Annotated in this window: 2 protein-coding genes and 1 pseudogene; all 3 read left to right on the plus strand. The window is 59.9% G+C overall.

Going from position 1 to position 1,361, the window contains the following annotated elements:
• Nucleotides 1-263, plus strand: a pseudogene (locus GIW04_RS30740) (hypothetical protein); the annotation flags it as partial.
• Nucleotides 260-964, plus strand: coding sequence for a helix-turn-helix domain-containing protein (locus tag GIW04_RS30745; protein ID WP_120249032.1), 705 nt, complete (start codon nt 260-262; stop codon nt 962-964). The pseudogene GIW04_RS30740 and the gene GIW04_RS30745, both read left to right, overlap by 4 nt.
• Nucleotides 961-1,361, plus strand: a 401-nt coding sequence (locus GIW04_RS30750) for a replication protein P (protein ID WP_268939290.1), incomplete at its 3' end; no start/stop codon positions are given. The genes GIW04_RS30745 and GIW04_RS30750, both read left to right, overlap by 4 nt.

A 1,361-nucleotide genomic window follows, 5' to 3' on the forward strand; every position in this document is an offset into this window, starting at 1 on the left:
ACATGGAACAGTTCACTAATGACCAGCTCGCCTATATGGCCTGGGACAAAAGTGAGTTCTCTCTGAGCGTCTACCTGGATGATGAGGAATCGAAGTGCGAAGACTGCACGAACGACGCCCGTTTCGAGCTTATGACGGCTGTTCTTGCCTCTAAGGTACTGATCCGCCGCCTGACCGGTGTCGACCCTCGCTCCATTCGTGAAAGGGCTTTTAACAAGCTCCTGAGAAGCGATTGCTTCCCTCAGTGGGAGACCCTGCAATGAGCATGGAGCTGATGGTCAAGGCCATGAAGACCAAGGTCGGCAATCCTTTGCGCAAGCTCGTCCTGATTAAGCTGGCAGACAACGCCAATGACATGGGCGAGTGCTGGCCGTCGTATCAGCACATCGCTGATCAATGCGAGATCGGACGTTCCACCGTGAAGGTTCACATCCGCGAACTGGAAAAATGCGGTCTGCTGCGTCGTGAGTTTCGTCGCAAGGGCGAACTTAATCAGTCGAACCTCTTCCACCTTTCGTTGATGAATAGTGGGGCAGGAGCTGCCCTACCTGGGGCAGGAGATAACCCAGGGGGTGGGGCAGGAGCTGCCCCCAGAACCAGTCACTCTTTTGAACCAGTCAAGGAACCAGTAAAGCAGCCGGTCGCTGACGCTCCCTCGGCGAAGAAGAAGGCGCCCAAATTCGACCCGCTCACCTGCAAACCGGCCAACGTTAGCGAGCAGGTTTGGGCGGACTGGTGCCAGCACCGCAAAGAGATCCGCAAGCCGCTGACCAAGACCACCTGCGAGCGCCAAGCCAAGACCCTGGCTGGCCACCACTGGCCCGACGCCGTGATCATCCAGTCCATCAGCAACGGCTGGACCGGCCTGTTCCCGGACAAGGTCGTGGCGGGCGGCAATACATTCAGCAACGGCCCGGACTTCTACGACCAGTCGTGGCGCACCGATACGAGTGATGATCTATGAAGAACGTCACTCAGATGATCCCAGGTGCAGCGCGGGCCCTGGCCACCGCCGCCCCTTATCAGGCCCCGGCGCAGACCGGAACCCAGCTGGGCGTTGTGGATGACGCCACCGGCGAAGTGGTCGAGCGCCTGTTTCGGCAGTTGCAGGCCATCTTCCCGGCCCACAAGCAGGCATGGCCGGACGACAAGGCCAAGGCCGCAGCGATGCGCAACTGGACCATGGGTTTCATGGCAGCCGGCATCCGCACCCTGGAGCAGATCCGTTATGGAATCGAGCAGTGCCGCAAAAGCGGCTCACCGTTCGCCCCAAGCGTCGGCCAGTTCATAGGCTGGTGCACGCCTGGACCTGAGGCGTTCGGCTTGCCAGCGAGCGCTGACGCATGGGTGGAGGCATTGAA

The organism is Pseudomonas sp. PA-4-8C (genome assembly GCF_021606625.1).
Lineage (GTDB): Bacteria > Pseudomonadota > Gammaproteobacteria > Pseudomonadales > Pseudomonadaceae > Aquipseudomonas > Aquipseudomonas lactis.